This is a genomic window from Tenacibaculum xiamenense (assembly GCF_964513065.1).
GTDB lineage: Bacteria > Bacteroidota > Bacteroidia > Flavobacteriales > Flavobacteriaceae > Polaribacter > Polaribacter xiamenense.
In genome coordinates, this window is the sequence record NZ_CAZEQU010000042.1 from 450,224 (window position 1) to 470,019 (window position 19,796).

A 19,796-nucleotide genomic window follows, 5' to 3' on the forward strand; every position below is an offset into this window, starting at 1 on the left:
TTTCTAGTTCAAAAGTAATTAAATCAATGCTTAAAACACATAAATATGGTAAGAGTTAATGGTTTTTTATACATTAGCAAATGAATAAATCGATTTTAATTAATGAATTATATTGAACACATCGGTAAATATTTTCTGATGTTAAAACAAGTGTTTACTAAACCTCAAAGAGCCAGAGTTTTTAGAGAGGCATTAATGAGAGAAATTGAGGAGTTAGGACACAAATCAATCGGAATAATTGCTTTTATATCTTTTTTTATTGGTGGAGTAATAGCACTTCAAACAGCATTAAACCTAGAAAGTCCATTTATACCTAAAAGTTTAATTGGATTTGCAGCAAAGCGTTCAGTAATTCTTGAATTTGCACCAACATTCTGTTCTATAATTTTGGCAGGAAAAGTAGGGTCATATATTACTTCTAGTATTGGTACTATGCGTGTAACGGAACAGATAGATGCATTGGAAGTTATGGGAATTAATTCATTAAATTATTTGGTGTTGCCTAAAATTATAGCCACGGTTTTATTTTATCCTTTTCTAATTGTTTTAGGAATGTTTCTTGGAATATTTGGAGGTTGGGTTGCTGGTGTTATTTCTGGGTTATTCTCGGGGACTGATTTTATAACAGGAGTTCAAATGGAGTTTAATCCTTTTTTAGTTAAATATGCACTCATAAAAACGGTGGTATTTGCTTTTCTGATAGCGACGGTTCCATCATATCATGGATACTTCGTAAAAGGAGGTTCTCTCGAAGTAGGGAAAGCAAGTACGCAGTCTGTTGTTTGGACTATTGTAATTATTGTAATAGCAAATTATTTCTTAACTCAAATGTTGTTGACCTAAATGATTGAAGTAAAAAATTTACATAAGGGATTTAGTAGTGTCGAAATTTTAAAGGGGATAACAACTTCGTTTAACCCAGGAGAAACAAGTCTTATTATTGGTCAAAGTGGTTCAGGGAAAACAGTATTTTTAAAATCGTTGATTGGTTTACATACACCTGAAGCAGGCACAATAACATACAATGGACGTATAAATACTGAAATGACCATTGAAGAGAAAAGGGAGTTTAGACAGGAATTAGGAATGGTTTTTCAAGGAAGTGCTTTGTTCGACTCTCAAACCGTGGAGGAAAATGTAATGTTTCCATTAAAAATGTTTACGAAGTTACCTAATGATGAAATGTTGGATAGAGTCAACTTTGTACTAAAAAGAGTAAATCTTGAAAATTCAAATTCGAAGTTTCCTGCTGAGTTGTCTGGAGGAATGCAAAAGAGAGTTGCTATTGCACGAGCAATTGTAATGAATCCGAAATACTTGTTTTGTGATGAACCAAACTCAGGTTTAGATCCACAGACGGCTATTGTGATTGATAATTTAATACAAGAGATTACTGACGAATATAAAATAACAACAGTAATTAATACCCATGACATGAATTCCGTGATGGAAATTGGGGAAAAGATCGTTTTTCTTAAAAATGGAAAGAAAGCATGGGAGGGAACAAACAAAGAAATCTTTAAAACGGACAACGAAGCAGTAGTGAATTTTGTGTATTCTTCGAACTTATTCAAAAAAGTTAGAAAAGCTTACTTAAATGATTTATAAGGTAAGTTTCTGGCTTTTAGAGGGGTAAAAAAAAGTTTGTTTTTTTTCTAAAAATAACCCCAAAAAAAGTTTGTGCAATCAATAAAAGGTTCTATATTTGCACCCGCAAACGCAGATATGCAAAAGCAAAAATGACCGGGTAGCTCAGTTGGTAGAGCATCTCCCTTTTAAGGAGAGGGTCCTGGGTTCGAGCCCCAGCCCGGTCACAAAAAGCTTCTTATCATAAGAAGCTTTTATTAGCTCTAGGGGAGATTCCAGAGCGGCCAAATGGGACGGACTGTAACTCCGTTGTCTTTCGACTTCGCAGGTTCGAATCCTGCTCTCCCCACAAAAACCTCAATCGTTTCGATTGAGGTTTTTGTTTTTTATATAAATTTGTAAAGTCAAAAAATTGCGAGATACTTAATAATGCTATGAAGTTCAAATCAAAATTAGACTAAACTATTTTATAAATTCAAATTATTATGAAAACAACAATGAAAATTGCTGTCATTGCTATGATGGGTATAAGTTTGGGAACAAATGCCCAACACAACCACGATAATCAGAATACTATTTATTCAAAAGATGGTAACGTTGGTATCGGAACAACAACACCTTCTACTAAATTGGATGTAAATGGTGTTGGAACTTTTACTGACGGCATTATAACTGATGTTCTAAAATCTAAAGCCGGGATGGAAATACTTAATTACTCTCCAGCGGGGAGATCAAAAACACTTTACTTTGGAGACCACCAAAAAAAAAATCATCTATACAATATAAGGATGTTTGCAAGCGGGGAAGAAGTACTCAATCTATCAAGTTATCTCGCAACTTTTGAAAAAAATGTTGCAGTAAATGGTAATTTTACAGTTTCCAGAAGAAATAATACTTCCAATTACCTAGAAGTTAATGAAAATTTTTTTAAGGTGAAGTTTGGATCGGGATTAGGTGCGACCACCGTTATCGATGCTAGTTTGAGTGGGGTTAATTTAGGTCTACCTGTAACTACAAATGATCTTAATACTAATGGGAGTTTTAAAGTATCCAGTTTAGGAAACAGTACAAATTATTTAGAAGCAAATGAGAATTTTTTTAGAGTAAAATTTGGTCCAGGTTTAAGTGCGACTACCGTTATTAATGCTAATTTGAGCGGAGTTAATTTTGGTGTCCCTTTAACCACAAATAAAACAACCGTACAAGAGGATCTTTTGGTAAAAGGAAAAGCAAGTTTTGAGAGTGAGTTGTCTGTTGTTAGTAGTGGAGACCCAAACAATCCTTTGATGAAAGTGAGTGAGATGGGAACCTCATTTAGGCATAAGAGAGCACCAGGGATTAATATGTTTGCTCCTGTTTTAGATATGGATACTAATAAGGCTAAATTCAGCGTCCCTGTCGAAGCAAGGAGTAATTTTTCAGTAAAATATGGTCATAACTTAGTAGATCTTATAAAGATTGATCATTTATCAACTGTATTTAAATCACAAACTGGTTTAGCTTATCAAACTACTTTAGAGCTGGATGCTCAAAAAGCCAAATTTAGTATTCCTGTTGAGGTAAAGAAAAATTTATTTGTGAAGAATAGTTATGGAACGGGTGATTTATTAAATGTAGGAGATGCAGCTACAACATTTAAGTATTTAGATGGTTTTGTTTCTAAAACTACATTGGAGTTAGGAGGACAAAAGGCATTATTTAGTGTTCCTGTTGAGGTTAATGGTACAACCACCATTGATGGAGATTTAATATTGGGGAGTCTAAATCGTCTTTCTCCTAGTAAAAGTATAGTTTTGAGAAATGCTTATGGTACTCTCTTAAATATAAACTCTGGAGAAGCAGTATTTAAGTTTCAAAGTGGTAGAGCGCTTATAAATGCTCTAGAAATGAATCTTAATAGGGCTAAATTTAATATTCCAATGGAAGCCTTAAGCGCAAACTTTAATGGTAAAGTAGGTATAGGAACTGAAACAACAGGGAACCATAAACTTGCGGTAGAAGGTTCAATTGGAGCTAGAGAGATTAAAGTAGAAGCAACAGGATGGTCTGATTTCGTGTTTTATGATGATTACCAATTACCTACATTGAAAGAGGTGGAAGCTCATATCCAAGAAAAAGGACATTTAAAAGATATTCCAAGTGCTAAAGAAGTCGAGAAAGAAGGTTTCTTTTTAGGAGAAATGGATGCAAAACTATTGCAAAAAATTGAAGAACTCACTTTGTATACGATTCAGCAAGAGAAAAAAATAGAATCGCTGCAAAAGCAAAATGAGGAAATTCAAAGTCAACAAAAGCAAATTGATGCTCAAAAGAAAGAAATTGAAGAGCTGAAAAAAATGGTTAAATCTTTAGTGAAAGATTAAAACAGAATTCCATAGAAATATAAATGGTTTAGGAGTAAACTCTTAGACCATTTTTTTTGCTTTTATCTTAAAAGCAACCCCTAGTTATTCATATAAATTAATTTACTTTGAATTAAGATTATTAAAGCAAATATGGAAACAAGCATAATTTTAATATACGGAACTCTCTTATTAAGTATTATTTCAATTTGGACGGAAATTAAACTTTTAAAAAGAATACCCTTGTGGATTATTTTGCTTGCTCTGTCTTTGACTTTAGCCGTTGTTTTTAAAAGAGTATCAATTGTCGGATTACTCTATTCTGTTGTATTCGGAATATCCACCTTTTACTTTTATAAACGAAAGAGTGTTTGGTTGTTTTTATTGATAATTGGTTTAGCCATCCCTTTATTTTTTCACTTCTCTTTTGTAGGATTCCATAATTACAAATATTTAAATGGCATTTCCTTATCACCACATTCAATACCCTATAGTCTGTACTTTAATCTGGATAAAACATTAATAGGACTGTTCATCATCGGTTTTAGTTTTAAGAAAATGGATATGCCAATGATGTCTTTAATGAAACCAGTAGGAATATCACTGTTGATAATGTCCATTTTCTTTTTTGTTTTAACGAGTGTTTTGGGGTATTCTAAATTCGATCCTAAGTTACCAAGCTTTACAATCGTATGGATTCTATGCAATTTGCTCTTTACTTGTATGGCTGAAGAAGCTCTATTTAGAGGGTTTGTTCAAAAAGAATCAGAGATTTTTATCAAAGGAAAATGGTCGGGTATCATAAGTGTTTTTATTGCTTCTGCAGTTTTTGGATTAGCTCATTTTAAAGGAGGTTTTACCTATGTAATATTGTCTTCAATAGCAGGGTTATTTTACGGATACGTTTACTTCAAGTCAAAAAGAGTCGAGGGGTCAATACTTTTACATTTTCTGTTTAACCTAATTCACTTTTTACTTTTTGCTTATCCAGCATTAAAACAATAAAAAAGAGCCTAGAATTTCTAGGCCCTTTCAAAATCAAATTAATTACAACTCTCGCGGGAAAACTATTGTTTTGACTTCACAAATGTGGCAGAATGTTGTTCCTTATTATTAGTTATTTTAATAAAATACAAGCCTTCAGGAAGCTCTTCGATATTAATAGATTTACTAAAAGAATTTTGCTTCATTACTTTTCCGTTGGCATCAGTAATGATATAGTTTGCATTTAAAATTTCATGATTACTTGAAATGTTTAAAATATGACTTGCAGGATTCGGGTATATTGAAACATTAATAAACTCGTTGGTTGTTTTCGGGATGTCAGAATTTTCAACCGCACGTAACGCAGTTTGAACAATGTTTACAGTATAATCTTCAACTTCTCCATCGTCGAATACTTCACAAGGAGTTGATGAATTGTTGTATTTCAAGGAAACACGCATTCTAGTCTCTCCTAATTTAGCTTCAACAGGGGTTTTTATAGAGAAGACTAAATTGTCACTTTTGGATATAGAAGTAGAAACAACTTTTTCGTTGTCATCAAATTGCCCATTTTGATTATAATCTATCCAAACAGTGAAGTGTTCTGTATATGGTCCTCCATTGAAATTACAACTTAAGGTTAAATCATTTGTTGAATTCGAAATGATTGTCGCCGTTTTTGCAGTGAAATCTCCATATCCAGAATCTGCGTTAGATGCATTGGTCATACCTCCATAAGATACGAAGTCGATCCATTCATATTGAACTCTCTTTCCTTTGGATTCACAATAATCAATACTATCACCAGTAGTCGTTACTTCGATACTGTTACTATTTACTGAAATATTACCTGCGTAGTCCATCGCTTTTACGAAGAAAGTGTAGGTGTTATTCTTAGCAAGTTTTTCAACATTGAAACTTGTTCCGTTAACAGTTGCTATTTTCGAATTATTACTATAAATTTCATAAGCCTTCACTTTAACATTGTCGTTAGAAGCAATCCAATTTAAGCTCACTGTTGTGTCCGAAACATCACTAGCTTTCAAATTCGTAGGAGCTTCAGGAGCGATATCGTCCAAACCAATTATCTTATAACTGATATTGTCGATTTTAGCTAAATCATTTCCTTTTGATACAGAGCCATCTTTTTTATAGATCCAAGATAGGGTATGTTGACCAGCAGGAACTTTAAAGCTTGCAGTTGCCCAAGGTTTTTCACCACTCCAACGCTTTTGCTGTTTACCGTCAATTTTAAAAATTAAGAAGTCATACCCTCCCTCAGAAGAAACCATATAATCAAATTTTATAGTACTCTCGACTGAAAAATTTTCTGTAAGTGTTAATATTGATTCTTGATTATCATTTATTGAGCCCGTTTGAGCAAAATGATTACTGTTATTTCCTATATGAAAAGAAGCTTGCCCTGCATTAGAAAAACTAGCTTGACTGAAATCCGCCGTTTCAAAATCAATGATATTATCTTTAATAACCTGATCGTAACCAAGCACTGTTATTGTAAATTGGTGCTCGGCTGTATTTGTGCCATCACTGGCTACCATACGTACATTATGAGATCCTTTTGCATTATCATCAGGAGTTCCAGTCAAAACAAACTTTCCATTAACCTTGTTTAAGGTCAACCAACTTGGAGTTTCGACAAGAGTTAGTTCAACTATATCTTGACGATTTTCGTCAATTACATTAACGATGTACTCATAATTTTCACTGGTTCTGATAAAGCTTTTAGGTGATGAATTAAATAAAGGTGCAACATTTGTAGGGTAAACGTCAAGCATTATCGCGTTGTTATCGATCCAATTATACTTGCCACCATGAGTTATCATTTCAGTAAGATAGAAGTATCCATTACTTCTACCTGCCCAACCCCAGTTGATATGAAAATAATCTCCTTGATCTGTTGTATCATAACCATCTAACGCGAAAAGGTGCCCGGCTCCTCCAGCGTTTGGATCCTGAAGATTTTTACTCCTTCCAGAGTATAAAACAGGTCTTTTTTCATTTAACTGCTCTTTAATTAAATTACTCCAGTTATTGTCAGAGTAATTATAACGGTATACCATGCGAGCGCCGTTATTGTATTTGAAATACTTTTTTAAAGCAGATAAGGCATCAGCAGAATAAGCACCTGAACCTCCATTGGCAGAAGTACCATAATTCATAGAAACGGCAACACCACAATGATATGATAACTTTGCATTTTCATCATCAGCATACGTTTTAGACATGTTATCCCAGTCGTAAATCTGTTCTTCAAAATTTACAGAAAGATTTCCATAAGTACCATGATTATAGGAACGCTGTCCTTTACCAACAGTGGGAAATTCCCAATAGCGCATTACTTGTGCCATGGCGGTAGCCACGCAACCTACAATGGCTTGACCGTCGTCATTTTTAGGACAATACTTTTGAAAACCACTTGATTGTGTGTAAAGTATGTCGTCCATAAAAGGAGGAACAACTGTAGTTCTTCTTTGGTTTCTTTTTGGTGTAAATAAAGAGTTCCACCCAGGGTGAGCACTAGCTCCTCTTTGTTGTGCTTGACTATTCGCACTTTCAACAACAAATTCCTTGTATGCATTTAACAAGTCTTTTGTAGTCTCATTTTGCATATCATTATCGAAATAAGCCGATTCAGAATATGCTAAAATAGGTTTCGTTGCATCATTAGCTGATACAATTACGAAGCCTCCGTTTTGATAATTAATAACAAAGTATACAGTTTGGGTTTTGTGGTAAACTTGGTCAACGGAGAGAACTTTTCGAACGATGTTTTTCGAGGAACTCCGCTGTTGAAGTTTAATCCATTTGTTGGCCACTAGAATAGCCTTTTCTTTGTTAATTGGGTCTGCTAAAATTCCTTGAATGCAAAGGAATAATAGCGTGGTTAAAAATGTAATTTTTAGTTTCACTTAAATTAATGTTTAAATTCAAACACAAAACTATGAGATACTATGCGTGCATAAAATAAGTGGTTTTACGAGAAGTTTTATGAGTAGAATTCCTAGTTTTCACTCAGGGTAGGGTGGGGGTGTTATAGGGGAATTGAGTGTTTAAAATTCAACAATACTATCTATTTTGTTTTTTATTTAACATTTAATCTAGTAGAAAATAGGAACTTGTCATGTCTTGCTCTTTGCCAGAAATCATAATTAACTATAATATAATGTTTAACTTTTAGTTAAAATAGATAAACAAATATTATATTTGCTGTAAATTAAATACTTAGAATTTATTCGCTTTCTTCAGAAATTAGGGAATAAATATGTAAGAGTATGGTTTCAATAAATAAAAATCTAAAAAAGGAACGGATGAAAAAACTTGTTTTTGTATTGTTTGCACTACAATCAATTTTTACTAATGCGCAGGATGTTGGAATGATAAAAGGAAAGGTAATTGATGCTAAAACAAGAGAAGCACTTCCTTTTGTTAATATTTTAGTTGTTGGTACTGAAAATGGTGGTATGACCGATGATTCTGGAGAGTTCACCATTAAAAATGCACCATTAGGTTATCAACAAGTAAGAGCTTCTTTTATTGGTTATAAAACGGTTACCTCAAGTGATTACTTAATTACAAAGGAGAAAATTCCGTTTATTACTATTGAAATGACCGAAGATGCTACCCAGCTAGCAGAAGTGGAGGTGAAGACGAAGCTTTTTAAAAAAACATTGGAAAGCCCAGTATCATTACAATCTTTAGGGGTCGCCGAAATCGAGAGAAACCCAGGGGGAAATCGAGATGTTTTACGAGTGATTCAATCGTTTCCGGGAGTTGCGTCAAATCCAGGGTTTAGAAATGATATTATTATAAGAGGAGGAGCTACTTCAGAGAACAAGTTTTATGTTGATGGAATTGAAGTTCCAGTGATTAATCATTTTCAAACTCAGGGAGCCACTGGTGGACCAGTTGGGATAATGAATACCGATTTAATTAGAAAAGTAGATTTCTATTCAAGTGCTTTTCCATCGAATCGTGGAAATACCTTAAGTTCTATTATTGAGTTTACACAAAAAACAGGAAACCCAGATAGATTAAATGTCAGAGCAACACTTGGAACCTCTGATGCAGGACTAACACTAGATGGTCCTATAGGAGAGAATACTACCTATATCGTATCGTTCAGGCAATCGTATTTAAAGTTTCTTTTCAAGCTGATTAAGTTACCATTCTTGCCAACTTACAATGACTTTCAGTTTAATGTTAAAACAAAATTGAGTGATAAAAGTGAACTATCTTTCATCGGATTAGGAGCTATTGATGATTTTGAAATAAACAAAGACGTAAATGATGGTGTTACGGATGAAGAACAAAGAAAAGCCAATCAATATATATTAAATACTGTTCCTGTAAATGGACAATGGAATTATACAGTTGGGGTAAACTACAAACGTTTTGGAGAAAATTCTACACAGCAATTCGTGTTCAGTAGAAATGAATGGAAGAATTTTGCTACTAAGTACTTTATGAATGATGAATCAACACAAGATAATTTATTGTTAGATTATAACTCAAAAGAAGTAGAAAATAAGTTTCGATTTGAAAATACTTTTAAAAAGGGAAAGCATACACTTAATCTAGGGCTTAATCTTGAGTTAGCAAATTATACGAATGATACTTTCCAAAAAATAGTAAACACTCAAAATGTAGCGGAAAGAAACTTTTATTCTGAAGTAGACTTTTTTAAATATGGTTTATTCGGGCAATATTCTACGTCTCTTTTTAATAACAAACTTGGTCTTTCTTTAGGGTTTAGGTTCGATGGAATAGACTATAACAGTGAAATGAAAAACTTATTTAATCAATTTTCACCTAGAATAGCAACCACTTATAACTTTAATGATAAATGGTCATGGAATAGTTCATTGGCAATTTATAAGCAATTACCGTCATATACAATTTTAGGATTCAGAGATAATAATAACGAATTAGTAAACAAAAGAGGGTTAAAATATATTGAATCTCAGCACGCTGTTTCGGGACTAGAATTCAGACCAGATAATCTAACAAAACTGACTGTTGAAGGGTTTTATAAGAAATATAATGATTACCCATTTTCAGTACGTGATCAAATCAGTTTAGCAAATTTAGGAGCAGATTTTGGTGTTGTAGGAAATGAAGAGGTCGTTTCAAACTCAACAGGAAGGGCTTATGGATTTGAAATTTTGGCGCAAAAGAAATCTTACAAAGGGTTGTATGGAATAGCAGCTTATACATTTGTTAGAAGTGAGTTTAAAAATAGTGTAGGAAATTACATTCCGTCAACTTGGGATAACAGGCATTTACTAACAATTACCGCGGGAAAGAAATTAGCCAAGAATTGGGAGATAGGAACTAAATTTAGATTAGTAGGGGGAAGACCATATACACCATATGATTATGATGCTTCTTCTGTGATAACAAATTATAATGTAAGTAATGGAGGTATTTTAGACTTTTCTCGTTTAAATTCGGAAAGGTTTGGTACTTATACACAGCTCGATTTTAGAGTTGATAAAACTTGGTTTCTTAAAAAGTTGTCAATTAACTTATTTTTGGATGTTCAAAATGTATATGCAAGTACTGCAGATAGACAATTGTTCTTATTACCACAAGAAGATGCCAATGGAGTGAGATTGACAGATCCAAACGATCCATCAAAATATTTGCTGGAAGAAGTTGGTGATTCCTCAGGAAGGGCTATTCCAAGAATTGGTGTAATTGTTGATTTTTAGATTTTTTTATCACTTATTGTTTGTTTAATTACTTTCAAAAAAGTTAAATTGCCCCATAACAACTAAATAATTAAAGAAATAATGAAGCAATTACTACTAGGGGCTACGTTCTGCTTTTTAGGATTAAACTCTGTAAACGCTCAAAAATATCAATTTAAAACGATTACAGATGTTGAAAGCACTCAGATTAAAAGCCAGGATAGAACCGGTACTTGTTGGAGTTTTTCAACAACATCGTTTTTGGAGTCTGAAGTGATAAGGTTAACAGGCAAAGATGTTGATTTATCGGAAATGTTTACCGTTAGAAATACGTATTCTGATAAGGCATTGAACTACTTATACAGACAAGGAAAAGCTCAGTTTAGTGAAGGAGGTTTAGCACATGATGTAATAAATTCAGTTGAGAAATATGGTTTGGTCCCTGAAAGTGTATTTACAGGATTACAAACTGGAGAGGAAAAGCATAACCATGCAGAGTTAATTGCTGTTCTTAAAAGTATGCTAGATACCTATATTAAAAAACCAGCTAAGCAGTTGAGTCCAAAATGGAAACCTGCTGTGGAGAGTGTTCTTGATGTGTATTTAGGCGAGAATAAAAAGGAGTTTGTATTTGAAGGTAAGAAATACACACCAAAGTCATTTGCCAAGTACGTTAAAATAGATCCGTCAAATTATGTTACGTTAAGTTCTTTTGGGCATGCAAAAAAATACGAACCATTTGTGTTAAGTATCCCTGATAATTTTTCGAATGGATCTTTTTACAATATTTCTTTAGATGAATTAGTTGCTGTTACCGAAAACGCACTAAAAAATGGATATACTGTTGAGTTAGATTGTGATGTTTCAGAAAAAACTTTTTCATCGAAAGCGGGGGTTGCCGTTATCCCAGCATCGAGTGCTGATAAAAAGAAAGCTTTAACAGAACTTGTAAAGGAAAAGAATGTTACTCCCGCTTACAGACAAGCAGAATTCGAAAACTTTAATACAACAGATGATCATTTAATGCATATTGTTGGAATAGTAAAAGATCAGAAGAATAATACTTATTTCAAGGTAAAAAATTCTTGGGGAACAAAACAAGGTAACGATGGTTATGTTTACATGTCTGTACCATATTTCCGATTAAAAACCATTTCAGTTTTATTACATAAAGATGGAATATCGAAAGACTTAAAAAGCAAATTGAAACTTTAAAATAAGTTACTAGTTTATATATACAAGACACTCAAGAATATTACTTCTTGAGTGTTTTTTTATTTCCTGATCTTACTTTTTTTAAATGAGAATACGATACAGGTGTTCTTAGTGCAGCTTCTATTATTATAGAAAAAGCATTGTAGTAGAACGGGGTAAGTGAAGGTGATTATGTTTTGATTATCTAAGCGATAAATTTTAAGGAAAAGTTTTGTTTCATAAAGAGTTTTAAAACAATAATAAGTATCGGAATTCTTGCAAAACTGTAAATGAAAATTATATTTGTCCACTACTAAAACCAAACTACTTAAAACTAAAAAAATGAAACAATTTGTTTTATTATGTATTCTGCTGCAATTTTTTGGAGCTAAAGCTCAGGATCAAGGAATAATACGGGGAAAGGTTATTAACGCAAAAACTAGAGAAGCTCTTCCATTTGTTAATATTCTTATTCTAGGAACGGAAAGCGGAGGAATGACAAATGAATCTGGAGAGTTTACGTTAACAAACGCTCCTTTTGGATACCAAAAAATACGAGCATCTTTTGTAGGTTATAAAACCATAATTTCTGATGATTACCTCATAACAAAAGAAAAGATACCCTATATAATAATTGAAATGTTTGAAGATGCTACTCAGTTGGCTGAAGTAGAAGTGCAAACGGCGCTTTTTAAGAAAACTTTAGAAAGTCCATTATCATTGCAATCTTTGGGTGTTGCTGAGATCGAAAGAAACCCTGGAGGGAATCGCGATGTTTTGCGTGTAATTCAGTCTTTTCCAGGAGTCGCTGCAAACTCAAGGTTTAGAAATGATATTGTTGTTAGAGGAGGAGGAACCTTAGAAAACAAGTTTTATTTAGATGGTATAGAAGTGCCAGTAATTAACCATTTTCAAACACAAGGAGCAACAGGTGGTCCCGTTGGTATTATCAATACAGATTTAATTCGTAAAGTTGATTTTTATTCAAGTGCTTTTCCTTCTAATCGTGGAAATGCATTAAGTTCTGTAATTGAGTTCAAACAGAAACTAGGGAATCCTAATAGGTTAAGTGTTAGGGCTACTTTAGGCACATCTGATGCAGGAATTACTATGGATGGTCCATTAGGAAAAAACACAACGTTTATAGCCTCAATTCGACAGTCTTATTTAAAGTTCTTATTTAAAATTATAAAATTACCTTTTCTTCCAACATACAATGACTTTCAATTTAATGTAAAAACCAAGTTAAATGATAAGAGTGAGTTGTCTTTTATAGGACTAGGGTCTATTGATAATTTCGAAATGAACAAAACGGTGAATAACGGAGTAACTGAAGAGGATAAACGAAAGGTAAATGATTACATTCTGAACACAGTTCCATTAAATGAACAATGGAGTTATACTGTTGGTATGAACTATAAAAGATTTTCGGGCAATTCAACACAGCAATTTGTACTTAGTAGAAGTGAATGGAAAAATATTGCCACTAAATATTTTTTAAACGATGAACAGCAGCGTTCGGAAAACTTATTGTTAGATTATAACTCAAAGGAAATCGAAAATAAATTTCGATTTGAAAACACATTAGAAAAAGAAAAGTATTCTCTAAATGTTGGAGTTAATCTGGAGTCAGCAAATTATACGAATTCAACATTCCAGAAAATTGCTAATACACAAAGCGTGGTCGAAAGTAATTTTTATTCAAAAGTTGATTTCTTTAAGTATGGATTGTTCGGTCATTTTTCCACCTCATTTTTCAATGAAAAATTAGGGTTGTCACTAGGCATTCGATTGGATGGTATTGATTATAATGATGAGATGAAAAATATATTCAATCAATTTTCACCAAGAATTGCGACCACTTATAACTTTAACGATAAATGGTCTTGGAATAGCTCGGTTGGAATATATAAGCAGTTACCATCATATACCATTATGGGATTTAGAGACAACAACAATGAACTAGTGAACAAAAGAGCGCTGAAGTATATTGAATCTCAGCACGTGGTTACTGGACTAGAATACAGACCAGATCATTTGACTAAAATTACATTCGAGTCATTTTATAAAAAGTACAAGGACTATCCGTTTTCTGTAAGAGATCAAATTAGCTTGGCTAACTTAGGTTATGATTATAAGGTTTTAGGAAACGAAGCAGTTACTTCGACGGCTATTGGGCGAGCTTATGGATTCGAGGTATTGACACAAAAGAAATCCTATAAAGGACTTTATGGAATTGCTGCTTATACTTTTGTTAGAAGTGAGTTCAAAAACAATTTAGGAAACTACGTGCCTTCAACATGGGATAACAGACATTTAATAACTATTACTACAGGGAAAAAGCTTGCTAAGAATTGGGAAATAGGGGCAAAGTTTCGATTTGTTGGCGGAAGACCTTACACTCCCTATGACTATGATGCTTCTTCTATAAAAACTAATTATGATGTTAGTAATATGGGGATTTTAGATTTTTCTAGATTAAATACAGAAAGATTTGGTAATTATACACAATTAGATATGCGCGTAGATAAAACTTGGTACTTAAAAGATTATGCAATTAATGTATTTGTTGATGTGCAAAATTTATACGCAAGTACAGCCGATAGACAATTGTTTTTATTGCCCGTTGAAGATGCAGAAGGAAATAGATTAACCGATCCGGATGATTCTTCACGATATATTCTTGAGGGAGTAGAAGACTCGTTAGGAAGGGCGATTCCTAGATTAGGTGTTATCGTGGATTTTTAAAAAAACTAAAGTTTACTCACTGAGAAAAAATAAAGATTGAACTAGACGCTTGTGTTGAAGTTTTGAAACTAGTTTTCTTTGAATGTCTGACACGCTTGCACTAAGATAATTGACTTTGTTTGTTGAGTTTAAGGTAAGGCACGTGGGATTTAGAACAGATTATTCACCATTATATAGCAAACAATGAAAATAATGAAGCAATCTATCCATTGAACAGAGGATACAAAGGTAAAAGTAGTTATCTTTCAGGGATAATGAGTTTTTAGGAAGTCTATTTGTTTTGTAGACAGTGTTTTAGATGGTGATAGAGCTCGATGTTTTTGTTGTTTGTGTAACAACATTGTAAATTTAGGTAATCGTGGAATTTTGTATCTTTCCACTGTTAACAAAAAAACGATTAGATTATGGAAGAAAAGTTGAATAACGAAGAGTCGGTAGAGCAGTCGAAACAAGCGGTTCAAGAAGATGCCAAGGGGTTATGGGAAAGTTCCAAAAAGTTCTTGATGGAACTATTAGATTTTAGGCATGATACTGATCAGGCAGCGACCATTGAAGCTATTAAGGGAGATATTGCTTTTAAAGGCGCTACAGCTTGGATTTTAATCTGTTCTATATTCGTAGCATCAATAGGGTTAAATGCTAATTCAACTGCAGTAGTTATTGGAGCCATGTTAATTTCACCGTTAATGGGGCCAATATTAGGAATTGGTATGTCAATTGCCATTAATGATATTGATACTTTAAAAAAATCGTTGATAAACTTGGCAACAATGATTGTATTGAGTTTGTTAACGGCCTTTTTGTTTTTCTTTTTATTTCCTTTAAAAGAAGAAACATCTGAGCTTCTTGGGCGCGTTCAACCGGATATTCGAGACGTGTTGATTGCATTTTTTGGAGGTTTAGCGTTAATTATTGCAAGAACTAAAAAAGGAACTATTGCTTCTGTAATATTTGGAGTGGCAATTGCTACAGCCTTAATGCCTCCGCTATGTACTGCTGGTTATGGGTTGGCTATTGGTAAATTTGATTACTTCTTTGGGGCCATGTATTTATTTACTATAAACGCGATTTTCATTGCAATGGCAACGTTTATAGTATTGAAGTTGTTAGGATTTACAATGATGCGTTATGTGAATTCTGCAAAGCGCAAAAGGATTGCTCGATTGGCTTCTTTTGTTGCAATATTGGTAATGATTCCAGCAGTATTTACTTTTTTAAATGTTTATAGAGTTAGTATAATTAATGCTAATTATAATAAATTTTTAAAGGATAAAATTTTATCGAATAAAGATTTATGGTTGCAGCGAGAAAAAATTGATGTGAAAGAAAAAAAGGTGAGTTTGTTTTTTAACGGTGATGTTACTGATGCAACAGAAACTTTTTTGAGAAATGAATTGAAAACATACCCTAAATTAGATGAATATAATTTATTGATAAATGAGAATAAGGCTCGAAGCGTAGATAGAGTGGTTGATGCGTATGATAGAGCAATTGTTGAGTTGGATGAAAAGGATAATATAATAAAGGGACTTCAAAAAGAAATAGATGATTTGAAGCTTACTATTTCGGATTTGAATGCTAGAATAGAACAGAATGCCTTAGAAAATGATAAGAATTCGGTGCCATTCAATTCAATTATGAAAGAGGCTAAAATACGATATAACGATATTACTTCTATGAGTTTTACAAATAGATTAATATCAAAAGACTTTATAAAAGTTGATACAGTTCCTGAAGTAACTGTTTCTTGGAATAAAAAATTACACGACTCAGTAATAGTAAAAAAAGAAAAAGAGCTAAAAGATTGGCTTCAAAAAGAATTGTCTATTAAAAATTTAGAGTTAAAAAAGTAAGAAGGAAAAAGGGTGTTTTTATCTTAAAACATGGAATTGTATATTCCATGTTAAGATATTATGTGGTACGTATGGTTTTGAATATTTAATTAAAAAAATGATAGTTAAAAGATTAAAAGAAGTAATAAAGTATAAAGGAATTACTACCCAAGAATTTTCTAATGGAACTGATCTTAACACAAAAGAATTGGAGAGTATATTAAATGGGGAAACACCAGTAAATGAGAGTTTTTTAAAATCTGTGCTTGAATCCTATCCGGAAATTAATGCTAATTGGCTTATTTTGGGCGAGGGAAAAATGATAGTAGGAAAAGGTTTTGGAGAAAAATATGTAAAGAATTTAGATGAGTTGTTTCCTGAAGAAATTTTAGATTATATACTAACCAATTCAGGTAAATTCAGAGAAGAGCCTAAAATTGATGCAATAGTAAATATATTCTCAAACTTTGAGCAACAACGAGAATTACAGAAAATGTACGATAAAATTGAGAGGTACGAAAAACTTCTAGAAGATAAGATGGGGAATTAAGGGGAGAGATTTAATTAATGTTTAATTATTTCATTTTAGAAATGAAACGTATGGGTCCTATTTAAAAATTCACTCATTTTTTGATCTAGTTGGTTGTTAAGTTTGGCCGTTTTATTTTCTTCTTCCACCACTTTTTTGGCGATTTCAATAATGGTTTTTTTCTCTCTATTTTCTCGCTGTTCTCGAGTAGAGTACCGTTTTTTTCTGAATAGTCTTCTTATAAGTCGCTTCATAAGTTAAACATCTTTTAGAGTGGTAACAATATCATGATCAAAGGCATCGGCATTTTCTCTTACCGTGTCTGTTGCTAACATGGCTTTGTCATTTCTTTCAGCATACAATGCCTTCAAAGCCACTCTGGGGTAGTGTATAGTTTTTATTTTATCGATTAAAGACAGTTGCTTTAATATAATGTCATCTTTATAAGTATAATTCTTTACTAAGAAATAAGTAAAAAAAGTAGCGAGGCAAGCGCAAACTAGAATCATTAGGAAATAGCTGTTTTTTGTGAAATCTTCTTGGGTGAAAAAAGTTAAGTGAATCATCCAAAAGAAAGAGATAGCAATACCGGTTAAAGAAATAAATTGAAAGCGATAGGTACTACCATTCACAATATCATCATATAGGGATTTGCAGCTAAAAAACATAAGGGCAGATACCAAACCAAAAACAAAAACCCAAAAGTGAAAGCTACTTCTTCCTCTAAATGAATGTTCTTTATAGTATTGCTTTTTCGTTTTTTTATAGTTCTTTAATTCAAGACTAATTTTTTGTCTATGGCTTTTATAATCAGTAATAAGTTTTTGAGATAAAAAAATTAAGGAATCTTTATCTGAGGTGTTTTCTATTTTTTTATTATGATTTTCTAATAACTCCATAATTCCCTGATCTCTGCTTTCTACAATTGATTTATAGATTTTCTTATGCTCAGTATATTGGTAAGAGTATTCCGAAAAAAAAACATGAAATAAAGACATGGTTACTATCAGGAAAGTAACCAAGCCTTTTAAAATAATAGGTGTATTATTAATCATCATCTTCCTCATCGTCTTCCTCTGTTCCGTTATTTGCGGGGTCGACGCATGAGAAGCTGTCGAATTTGATATTTTCTTCTGTTTTTTGTTCATTTTGCTTTAAATCCTCTAATGAATTATCTGTACAATTTACAAATAATACCATCGTAAAAACAAGCGCGAAAAGTGTAATAAGTTTTCTCATGATTACTTCAAAATTTTATATTAATAGTGAAGTAAAGTTAGAATATTAATTAAATCTGTCGGGTTCGTTTTTGTCTGTCAATCAGTACCTCTACTGAAATAACGTCAAACTTAACGTGTTTATCTTATAGTTACAATACCTATTTACCCTAGAAGTTATTTCAGGGTTTTCCCTTAATTTAATTGGTGAAATAAAAGAAAGTTTTGTTGTTAAAACTTAAAGTTTTTATTATTCAGAAGTTAATTAATTGCTATTAAAGTTTTTATGAAATAGGGTTTTTCCGAAGTTAATTAGCCATTGGAGGAGGTAGAATTCGAGATGTTTAACCAGTGTTAAATGTGTTTGGGAACTTTTTTAAATAAGAAAAAAATCAGCATAAAACGGTTAAAAAAATAAAAAACCGAGCAACGCTCGGTTTTCTTTTTTGATCTTTGTTAGAACCGTAGTAAGTTAGAACTTCATATGTTATTGGTTAACAACTCTAAATGTCGTTCTACGATTTGCTGAATGTTCTCTTTCAGTACAAGAAACTCCATCAGCACATCTATTGGTTAATCTATTTTCTCCATAACCATTAGCTGTTAACTGACTTGGGTTAATTCCTTTTGAAATTAAATAATTAACAACTGCTCGTGCTCTTCTTTCTGATAATGATTGGTTACTTGTTTTTGAACCTCTCGAATCGGTATGAGATTCAATAGCAACAGCTAATCCATCTTTTAATATTGGTAATAATCTACCATCTATAATTCTTTTAGCACCTGGAGTTAAGGTTGCACTACCTAAATTCCAATTAATTGGAAGTGGTGTGTTTTCAACTAATTTACACTCAACTTCTTTCCATGAAGTTAAGCCTCCTTTTGAGACTAAAACTTCTTTAGTTACAGTTTTGTACTTCGCATCAACTGTAATTTCTTCTTGCCAAGCATCTTTTTCCAATACCGTTTTCTTTATATCTTTATATACAGCAGGTATTTCAATTTCTCGAACCGTAGGAGGGCTAGTCATTACCCTTCTCGTATATGTTTTTTCGAAACCATTTACAGGTGACTTCTCAGTTGAAGCATCACTTGCTAATTTCGTAATAGGAATTGTTTCAAAGTTTGCAGGAATAGGTTTGTAACACCAATATCTACAATCATTTGGATCACTTGATTCACAATCAGGAGCTTTTTCACTCATTTCCCAACGAGCAGAGGCAGCTTTTGTTTCAATAGTCTCTGAATCAGAAACAAAACTTGCTGGTATTACTCTTAATTTATTCGCGTCTTCTTTAGCAGTGTAAGAGATTGTTTTATTTTCCCAAACGGCTGGAACAATTTCTAAACGTTTACCTGCTTCTTTGACTAATACCTTTTCCGTAACTGTTTTATAAACTGCTGGATAGGTTACAATTTTTTTGTAAGCTGGTGCAATTTCCACTTTTACCTCCTCGTTTTTCCAAACATCTGGAGTTTTACATCGTACATAACATTTCCCTGGTTCTGGATTGCTAGGTAAATCTTGAGCAGAGGCAGTAGTAATGGCTAGAGCAAATGCCCCAATCAAGAATAATTGATTTTTCATAAGATAAAATATTTGTGATTAAATGGTTTCACTTTTATGACACTTCAAGGGATGTTAAGTCACA

At 32.7% G+C, this 19,796-nt stretch carries 14 protein-coding genes and 2 tRNA genes; 11 read left to right on the forward strand and 5 right to left on the reverse strand.

Features of this window, described 5'->3' with window-relative positions:
- Positions 1-102 precede the first annotated feature (102 nt).
- From ACKTTV_RS21590 to ACKTTV_RS21615, 6 genes are all read left to right on the forward strand, one after another.
- Entirely contained in the window at positions 103-843 is a 741-nt protein-coding gene (locus ACKTTV_RS21590) for an MlaE family ABC transporter permease (protein ID WP_408032953.1), read from the forward strand.
- On the forward strand, positions 844-1,608 hold the full coding sequence (locus tag ACKTTV_RS21595) for an ABC transporter ATP-binding protein (RefSeq protein WP_408032954.1): 765 nt from the start codon (positions 844-846) through the stop codon (positions 1,606-1,608).
- Between the two features lie 133 nt (positions 1,609-1,741).
- Positions 1,742-1,814, forward strand: a tRNA-Lys gene (locus ACKTTV_RS21600).
- Positions 1,815-1,853: 39 nt separating this feature from the next.
- Positions 1,854-1,936: transfer RNA gene (locus tag ACKTTV_RS21605), tRNA-Tyr, on the forward strand.
- A gap of 136 nt (positions 1,937-2,072) precedes the next feature.
- Entirely contained in the window at positions 2,073-3,950 is a 1,878-nt protein-coding gene (locus ACKTTV_RS21610) for a hypothetical protein (RefSeq protein WP_408032955.1), read from the forward strand.
- 132 nt (positions 3,951-4,082) lie between these two features.
- Positions 4,083-4,934 carry a CPBP family intramembrane glutamic endopeptidase gene (locus ACKTTV_RS21615; RefSeq protein ID WP_408032956.1) on the forward strand — a complete coding sequence of 284 codons (852 nt, stop codon included), beginning with the start codon at positions 4,083-4,085 and terminating at the stop codon, positions 4,932-4,934.
- Between the two features lie 62 nt (positions 4,935-4,996).
- On the opposite strand, the gene ACKTTV_RS21620 is transcribed toward ACKTTV_RS21615, so the two are convergent.
- The gene (locus tag ACKTTV_RS21620) at positions 4,997-7,843 is read right to left on the reverse strand and encodes a C10 family peptidase (protein ID WP_408032957.1); all 2,847 of its coding nucleotides are present in this window, start codon (positions 7,841-7,843) and stop codon (positions 4,997-4,999) included.
- A 399-nt stretch (positions 7,844-8,242) separates the two neighbouring features.
- Between ACKTTV_RS21620 and ACKTTV_RS21625 the strand changes: the two genes are divergently transcribed.
- The 5 genes from ACKTTV_RS21625 to ACKTTV_RS21645 all read left to right on the forward strand — a co-directional run bounded on the left by ACKTTV_RS21625 (position 8,243) and on the right by ACKTTV_RS21645 (position 16,948).
- Positions 8,243-10,645 carry a TonB-dependent receptor gene (locus ACKTTV_RS21625; protein WP_408032958.1) on the forward strand — a complete coding sequence of 801 codons (2,403 nt, stop codon included), beginning with the start codon at positions 8,243-8,245 and terminating at the stop codon, positions 10,643-10,645.
- Between the two features lie 81 nt (positions 10,646-10,726).
- Positions 10,727-11,839: a C1 family peptidase gene (locus ACKTTV_RS21630; RefSeq protein WP_408032959.1), complete on the forward strand. Its 1,113-nt coding sequence runs from the start codon at positions 10,727-10,729 to the stop codon at positions 11,837-11,839.
- 321 nt (positions 11,840-12,160) lie between these two features.
- Complete coding sequence (locus ACKTTV_RS21635; RefSeq protein WP_408032960.1) at positions 12,161-14,566, forward strand: TonB-dependent receptor; 2,406 nt, start codon at positions 12,161-12,163, stop codon at positions 14,564-14,566.
- 404 nt (positions 14,567-14,970) lie between these two features.
- Positions 14,971-16,419, forward strand: coding sequence for a DUF389 domain-containing protein (locus ACKTTV_RS21640; protein WP_408032961.1), 1,449 nt, complete (start codon positions 14,971-14,973; stop codon positions 16,417-16,419).
- 97 nt (positions 16,420-16,516) lie between these two features.
- Complete coding sequence (locus ACKTTV_RS21645) at positions 16,517-16,948, forward strand: hypothetical protein (RefSeq protein WP_408032962.1); 432 nt, start codon at positions 16,517-16,519, stop codon at positions 16,946-16,948.
- A 35-nt stretch (positions 16,949-16,983) separates the two neighbouring features.
- Here the strand turns inward: ACKTTV_RS21645 and ACKTTV_RS21650 are convergent, their stop codons facing one another.
- From ACKTTV_RS21650 to ACKTTV_RS21665, 4 genes are all read right to left on the reverse strand, one after another.
- Entirely contained in the window at positions 16,984-17,181 is a 198-nt protein-coding gene (locus ACKTTV_RS21650; protein ID WP_408032963.1) for a hypothetical protein, read from the reverse strand.
- 3 nt (positions 17,182-17,184) lie between these two features.
- Complete coding sequence (locus ACKTTV_RS21655; protein WP_408032964.1) at positions 17,185-17,985, reverse strand: hypothetical protein; 801 nt, start codon at positions 17,983-17,985, stop codon at positions 17,185-17,187.
- On the reverse strand, positions 17,975-18,166 hold the full coding sequence (locus ACKTTV_RS21660; RefSeq protein WP_408032965.1) for a hypothetical protein: 192 nt from the start codon (positions 18,164-18,166) through the stop codon (positions 17,975-17,977). Before ACKTTV_RS21660 ends, ACKTTV_RS21655 begins: the two co-directional genes overlap by 11 nt.
- Before the next feature lie 465 nt (positions 18,167-18,631).
- Positions 18,632-19,732: an OmpA family protein gene (locus tag ACKTTV_RS21665; protein WP_408032966.1), complete on the reverse strand. Its 1,101-nt coding sequence runs from the start codon at positions 19,730-19,732 to the stop codon at positions 18,632-18,634.
- Positions 19,733-19,796 lie beyond the last annotated feature (64 nt).